The organism is Planktothrix sp. FACHB-1355 (genome assembly GCF_014748295.1).
Lineage (GTDB): Bacteria > Cyanobacteriota > Cyanobacteriia > Cyanobacteriales > Aerosakkonemataceae > Aerosakkonema > Aerosakkonema funiforme_A.
The window spans coordinates 1-7,829 of the sequence record NZ_JACJUP010000204.1; the positions used below are offsets into that span (position 1 = coordinate 1).

At 43.4% G+C, this 7,829-nt stretch carries 4 protein-coding genes; 2 read left to right on the forward strand and 2 right to left on the reverse strand.

The window, feature by feature from the left end; all coding sequences use genetic code 11:
• Positions 1-174 precede the first annotated feature (174 nt).
• Positions 175-2,418: a tetratricopeptide repeat protein gene (locus tag H6S82_RS11380; protein ID WP_190470665.1), complete on the reverse strand. Its 2,244-nt coding sequence runs from the start codon at positions 2,416-2,418 to the stop codon at positions 175-177.
• A gap of 382 nt (positions 2,419-2,800) precedes the next feature.
• On the opposite strand from H6S82_RS11380, the gene H6S82_RS11385 reads away from it, so the two are divergent.
• Positions 2,801-4,372: a serine/threonine-protein kinase gene (locus H6S82_RS11385; protein WP_190470669.1), complete on the forward strand. Its 1,572-nt coding sequence runs from the start codon at positions 2,801-2,803 to the stop codon at positions 4,370-4,372.
• A 67-nt stretch (positions 4,373-4,439) separates the two neighbouring features.
• Here the strand turns inward: H6S82_RS11385 and H6S82_RS11390 are convergent, their stop codons facing one another.
• Positions 4,440-4,748 carry a hypothetical protein gene (locus tag H6S82_RS11390; RefSeq protein ID WP_190470671.1) on the reverse strand — a complete coding sequence of 103 codons (309 nt, stop codon included), beginning with the start codon at positions 4,746-4,748 and terminating at the stop codon, positions 4,440-4,442.
• Between the two features lie 137 nt (positions 4,749-4,885).
• Here H6S82_RS11390 and H6S82_RS11395 point away from each other — a divergent pair.
• Positions 4,886-7,829, forward strand: a 2,944-nt coding sequence (locus H6S82_RS11395; RefSeq protein ID WP_191056237.1) for a GAF domain-containing protein, incomplete at its 3' end; no start/stop codon positions are given.

Below are 7,829 nucleotides of genomic sequence, written 5' to 3' on the forward strand. Positions count from 1 at the left end.
AATTTTTTAGGCAACTGATGCCACCGGGCACGATATGATTAAAGATACTCGGTATGTTGTTGGGCTTGACGCCTCTTATCCCTCGAATGAGGGGCGTCAAGCCCAACTACGTACCTAATTTTAGGTTTAAATGTGTAACTAGCAACTTGGGTTAATAGATGGTACATCGCTATTTTACCTGTCTGCCCCGACGCTCTTCTGCCTTTCTAAAACAACTGTTTTATAGAATGATTCCAGCGCGGTAATGCAGGTTTTATCTTCGTAAACTAAGCTATGGCTTTCGTAGGTTTTTCGCACGATTTCTTGTCGCCAATCTAAGTCTAAACCCAACTTGACAGCAATATCGATATATTCTGATTCATTTTGGGCGATCGTCTCTGTCATTCCCATCATTTTTAATATACCATAGGAGTGACGACCGCGCATAAATTTTCCCGGACAAGTCACCACCGGTAAACCGCAGGCGATCGCTTCCAAGGTTGTATTACCGCCTGACCAACTGAAGGTATCCAGAAAAATATCCGCAAGTAGATTGAGGTTGAAGTACTCAATTTGCGACATTCTCGGTTGCAATATGCAGTAATCTTCGCTGTGCAAATCAAATTTAGCAAAAGCTCGTTTTAAACGTTCTTGAAATTGAGCATTAACAGTAGCCGCATCGTGAGAAATGAAGGTAAATTGCGCTTGGGGAACACGTTTAGCTATTTCGGCAAAGATGCGATCGTATTGAGGTAGGTATTTGAATAAAGATTGACAGGAAAGATAAACGATCGCATCTTTGCGAAGCTGAAAATCGGCGCGAGTGTTGCTAAGTTCGGGAATTTCTGGCTTTTGATAGCACATTCCGATATTCGGCAAACAAAATAACTTTTCCGAATAGTGCGATCGCGCATTTTCCGGTTCCATTAAATCGCCAGATAAAAAGTAATCGATCGTTGGCAAACCTGTCGTTACCGGATGTCCCCAAGTTACACATTGCACGGGTGCTAGACGTAATGCGGCGATTTGATAAGTCAGGGGATTCATACCAATATCTGCAAACATCAGAATATGCAGTTGGTCAGCCATCACCTGTTGGCAAATTGTCTCTATATTACCATAAATATGATAAAATTTATCGCTGCGATCGCGAATTTTTTCTGTGATAAAATCTACTTCGGGAGCAACTTGATAAGTGTAAATTTCAAACTGTTGCCGATCGCAGTTTTTCAGCCAGCCAAAAATTAACTTAGTGACGCTATGATTTCGCAAGTGAGTAGAAATATAGCCGATCCGAATCTTCTCATTTTTACCCAGACGTGGCATGGGCAAAGCTATAGACCATTGCGGATATTTCTCTGCCATCAATTGATGTACAAACTTACCTAACTTCCGTTGTATCCCGCGCTCGTTATAACCTTGATAGGCAGGGTAAAAGTTAATAGCTTTCTGGTTTAAAATTTTTAAAGCAAACTGACGGAGGGAGGGATTTAACCAAGTTTGTCGAATTAATTGATTAACTTCCCGACAGAAGCGCTGACGCCAGAAAGAAATCTGCTCAAAGGTATCGTAGATAATCGGCAAAATGAAAGCGTTTTCCCAATAAGCTGGCGCAGAATCCGGTTTTAGTTGCAACGCTTTTTGGAAAGATTCTATTGCTTTTTCAACTTGATTCTGATAAGCTAAAGCTATTCCCCAATTGAGGTAAGTTTCCGGACTGTTGGGCTCGATCGCAAGAGCCTGTTGAAAACAAGCGATCGCTTCCTCATAGCGAAACAGATAAGTAAAAGCAGTACCCAAACCAAGGTAAGCATCTAAATATTGTGGCGCAAGACTTAAAGCCTGTTGATATGGTACGATCGCCTCTGCATACTTGTGCAAATCTAGAAGCGCTTTACCGAGATTGTAATAAATTCCGGGAACATCAGGTCGGAGAGCGATCGCTTGCCGGTAATGTGGAATAGCAGCATCAATAAAACCTTGTTCCAAATAGATATTTGCCAAATTAGCATAAGCTTCCGCATCCTGGGGATGGCAAGAAATAACTTGCTGATAGTGGAGAATAGCAGCAGAGAAATCGCCTACTTGTTGAAAAGCATTAGCTAAATTATAATGAGCGTCAGTATAACCTGGTTTGAGAGCGATCGCTTGCTGGTAATACGAGATTGCTTCTAATAACTGACCCTGCTGATGCAAAGCCGCAGCCAAACTATAGTAAGCTTCAGCATAGGCAGGGGAAAAAGCAATAGTTTGGAGATAATAAAGAATCGCATCATCCAGCTTACCAGATTGATGCGCGATCGCACCCAGCAAATATAACGCTTCTGCACAATCAGGTTGCTGCTGTAAAATTTGCTGACAAATCGATTGTGCTTGAGATATTTGACCGATTTGGAGAGACTGGTAAGCAAGAGCGATCGCTTGTGAGAGAGTTAGCATAAGAGGGGCTAGGGACTAGGGACTAGGGGTTAGTTTAGTAGATTAGGTTGCGCTTTAGCGCCCAAACGCAACAACATACCCAAAGAGCGATCGCACATATAATAAGGATACATCCACCCTCTTCATCTGTGTTCATCTGTGTTCATCCTTCTTCATCTGTGGTAAAAAAATCAACCAGCCATCCACCCTCTTCATCAGCGTTCATCCGCCTTCATCCGCTTACATCTGCGGTAAAAAAACCAACCAGCCATCCACCAAACAGACATCCATCTCCACATCCGCGTTCATCCGCTTACATCTGCGGTAAAAAATGTAAACCTATCCTTAGACAGAAGATCCCAAATCCCCCTTATACTAAAGTCACACCCAACCACAGCCAATTATGAGTCTGTGCATCAACCCACATTGCCCAAAACCAGACCACCCGCAGAACAGCAACAACCGCCAATGTCAAAGTTGCCGTTCTGACTTACTTCTGCAAGGACGCTATCGGGTGATGCAACTCCTCAGCGATAACAGTGGTTTTGGCAAAATTTACAGCGCAGAACAACGGGGAAGTGCCAAAATACTGAAAGTCCTCAAAGAACATCTCAACAACGAACCGAAAGCAGTCGAACTATTTCAACAAGAAGCAAACGTATTAGAGCAGTTCCAGCATCCCGGTATTCCCAAAGTCGATGGTTATTTCGAGTATCAAACCAAAAACGGGTTGACATTGCACTGCATTGTGATGGAAAAAATCGAGGGGCCAAACTTAGAAGAGTGGCTAAAACAGCAGGGAAATCATCCCATTTCCGAACAGCAAGCAATAGCCTGGTTAAAGCAACTGGCAGAAATATTGCAGATAGTGCATGGGAAGCAGTATTTCCATCGCGATATTAAGCCGCCCAATATCATGCTAAGACGGGATGGGCAGTTGGTGTTGATTGATTTTGGCACGGCGAGGGAAGCTACCTATACTTATCTTGCCAGACTGGGTGCGGGATACCAAATTACGGCGATAGTTTCTGTTGGGTATACGCCACCGGAACAACAGAATTTCCAAGCAGTACCGCAATCAGATTTTTTTGCATTGGGACGGACGTTTGTGTATTTGCTGACGGGACAGAATGTTTTAAATTTTTACGATGCTTATAACGATGTGTTTAGCTGGCGACAGGCTGCGAATATTTCACCCATTTTGGCTAAATTTATCGATAATTTGATGGCGCGAAAGCCACAGGATAGACCGCACAATACCCAGGTGCTTTTGCAGAGGATAGACGAACTGGCGCAAAAGTTGGCAAAGCGGAAAACCAATTTTCCTCTGGGGATGGCGGCGGGAGTGTTATTGGTTTTTGGTGGTGGAATTGGGTTTTGGGTTTCTAAATTAGGTGGGAATTCTATTAGTCCGAGGGATATTAGTTCGTCTATTCCGATGGTGACGAGTGAGCCGCGTTTTAGTCGGAGTGTGGTGACAAGTGTTGCGCCTATTAGTTCGCCGCGTTCTATTTCTATTACAACAAGCCCAGACTATACTCAACTCGAAAATTTACTAAAATTAGAAATATGGAAAGAAGCAGATGCAGAAACTCGTAATATCATGCTTAAGGCTTCTGGTCGAGAAGAAGAGAGTTGGCTTGATACAAAATCTATAGACAGTTTTCCTTGTAAAGACCTTGCCAATATCAATAAACTCTGGGTGAAATATAGCAAAGGAAAGTTTGGTTTTAGCGTTCAAAAATCTATTTGGGAAGCTGTTGGCGGTAGTTCACAAGCAAATCCTGAAATTTATAACCGTTTTGGAGATCGTGTAGGATGGCGCGTCAATAAGCATTGGCTAAAATATGATGATTACAATTTTACTATGAATTCACCAATAGGACACTTGCCCCAAATGTTTAATCACAACAAGTTACCTAGTAACAGATTATCTGTGCTAGCACCAAAACTTGCCAAATGTGGTATTCCTTAATTTTAAAGCACAACAAGATCTAAATTTAGCAGGTGTCGCGTGGAAGTTGACCGCCAACTGGGTAAACTCAGGTTTTGCACGCCTTGTCATCACCTTTGTTTCTGGTAACAGTTTCAGTACCCCAGCCGACATTGACGCGAAAAGAGCGCGTATCGACGACAACCGTAAGATCCGCACCGCCTTCATAGGGAACTAAAACTGTCCAAAGCCCAACTGCACTCGGACAAGTTCCCCACTGGCGCTGTACGTTCAATCTCTGATTTGGTGACCCCTGTGTCAGACTGGGCGGTACTTGTTGAGCTACAGTCAAAATCGATCGACTCAAAAATGCAGATAATAGTCTTAAGAGGGTGGGAAATTGCCCCTGTTGAGGCATAATTTTAATAATTTTTCCTTTATAGTTATGCAAAAGCCAGTGTAATTACCTCTGGAGGAGATTTCCCTCATACCATCGGATAACCCAATCGGGTGAAAAATTAAAAAATCAAAAATAAAAGATCGCGCAGGTAAAAAATGAAGGAAACTATCAAACAATTTGCCAAACAAAATTTTCCCAAAACAATCGCCAAAACTATGCCTTCTTGGCCGAATCTCTTGCAAGGAGTTGCAGAAGCCACTCGCCAACTGTTGACCGCTGACGATTATACCACAGCTATTAATGAAGCTTTAGCAACTTTGGGGCGGGTAACGGGAGTCGATCGCGTCTATATTTTTGAAATTCATCCCCACCCAGAAACAGGGGAACCTGTGACGAGTCACCGCTTTGAATGGGCTCATGCTAGCGTTACTGCCGAACTTCACAACCCTATTTTACAGAACCTAGATTTCGCCGCTTACGGGATGACGCATTGGTACGAAACGCTAAAAGCTGGGAATTCTGTCAGCGCCTTAATTAAAGATTTACCGCCTATCCAAAAACAATTAATAGAACCGCAAGGAGCTTTATCTATATTAGTTGTTCCCATTCCAATTAACGGTCAACTTTGGGGTGTAATTGGTTTTGATGATTGCCATTGCGATCGCCGCTGGTCGAGAGATGAAGAAGCGGTGTTAATGACGATGGCGGCAACGCTGGGCGGCGTCATCGCTCAACGACAAACCCAAGAAGAATTGCGCCAAGAACGCGATTTTATTGCTGCTATTCTCGATACTGCTGGTGCGTTGGTGGTGGTACTCGATCGCCAAGGGCAAATTATCCGCTTTAACAGAGCTTGCGAACAAATCACGAACTACTCATTTGATGAAGTAAAAGGCCAATATTTCTGGGATTTATTCTTAATTACAGAAGAAAAAGAGGCAGTAAAAGTTATATTTGATAAGCTAAAAGCAGGTCATTTCCCGATAAATTATGAAAACTATTGGCTGACAAAAAACGGGATACGGCGGCGAATTGCTTGGTCAAGTACAGCCATCCTCGACGCCAATCGCAATGTCAAGTACATCATCGGTACTGGGATCGATATCACCGAGCGCTACTTGGCACAAGAAGAACTGCGGAAAGGAGAAGAATTATATCGCACCCTGGCGAGGAACTTTCCCAATGGTGGAGTTTTCTTGTTCGATCGCAACTTGCGTTACACCGTTGCAGAAGGTACGGGATTAGCTGCAATCGGTGTTTCCAAAGAATTATTAGAAGGCAAGACAATTTGGGAGGTATGGTCTCCCGAAACCTGTAAAATTATAGAGCCGCATTATCGGGCAGCACTAGCCGGAAATACAAATATTTTTGAATTGCAATATGGCGAATCGGTATATCTTTTACATACATTGCCGGTTAAAAATGAGCGTGGGGAAATATTTGCGGGAATGTTGATGTCTTTAGATATTACTGAGCGCAAGCGAGTCGAAATAGCTTTGCGCGAAAGCCAAAGGCGCTTGCGTCAGCAAAACCGAGTGCTGATGGAATTAGCGAAGGACAAAACAATCAATAGTGGCAATTTAAAAACGGCGATTCAAAAAATTACCGAAGCTGCTGCCAAGACTTTAGAAATTGAACGAGCTAGCGTTTGGTTGTATAATAGGGATCGCTCTCGCATTACCTGTATCGACCTTTACGAACGCAGCCCCAATCGTCATTCTCAAGGTTTGGAACTGGCAGCACTTAACTATCCAGCTTATTTTAAGGCATTGGAAACCGAGCGGACAATCGCCGCCCCTGATGCCTATACCGACCCCAGAACTAGAGAGTTTTCCGAGCGCTATTTGACACCAATTGGTGTCAAATCTATGTTAGATTCACCCATTTGGTTAGGCGGGCAAATGGTGGGAATTGTCTGTCACGAACAGGTAGAAACTTGTCGTCATTGGGCATTAGAAGAAGAAAATTTTGCAGGCTCTATAGCGGATTTAGTTTCTTTGGCGATCGAAGCTTACGAACACCAAAAAGCAGAGGAGCAATTACTTGCAGCAGTTCAACGCGATCGCCTCTTAGCTCAAATCGCTTTACGCATTCGCAGATCGCTCAATCTCGACGAAATTCTTAACACTACAGTTGCGGAAGTACGACAATTTCTGCAAGCCGATCGCGTTTTCATCGGCTACCAACAACTAAACAGTCAAGGGCAAATAGTTGCCGAATCAGTCGATCCCAAGTACCCGTCTGTTTTAGGCTTTCTGGTAAACGATAAAAGCTACCTGCAAGAATTGCGATCGCTGTTTGAAAATCATCGCGTCCGAGTAGTGGAAGATACCGCCAAAGTCACACAACAACCTTGTGCTAAATACTATTCCGAATACAAAATAAGAGCCGGTTTAGGTGTACCGATTTTGTTGGGCGATCAGCTATTTGGTGCCTTAGTAGTTCATCAATGTTCCGCACCCCGTCACTGGCAGCAATTTGAAATCGATCTGCTAGAACAGTTGGCAACGCAAGTAGCGATCGCGATTCAGCAAGCCGAACTATATCAACAAGTATACGCTCTCAATGCTAATTTAGAACGACAAGTGGAGGAGCGCACATCTCAATTGCAGCAAAGAAATAGGGAATTGCAAGAAATCAACCAACTTAAAGATATTTTCTTACACGCTGTCACCCACGATTTGCGGACACCGGTTATGGGTTGGTTGCTGGTACTAAAAAATTTGCTCAATACTCACGAATCAGAATTTATCAACAATCCCAAATCCCAAATCCCAAATCCCAAATCCGCAGTTCCCGTGCCGCGATCGACTTTAGAACGCATGATCCAAAGTAGCGATCGGCAACTCCACCTCATTAACTCGCTTTTGGAAGTCCACTCTACTGAAGTACGCGGTTTAGCTCTGCACCCCAAGCCACTACAACTAAACGAAATAGTGCAAGCAATTATTGCAGATTTAGAGCCCCTATTGGATAGGAATCAAGCAACATTTCACAATTTAATTAGCTCCGATTTGCCAATGATAAATGCAGACCGAGAACAACTATGGCGCGTTTTTGAAAACCTAGTAACCAATGCCTTAAATCATAACCCACCCG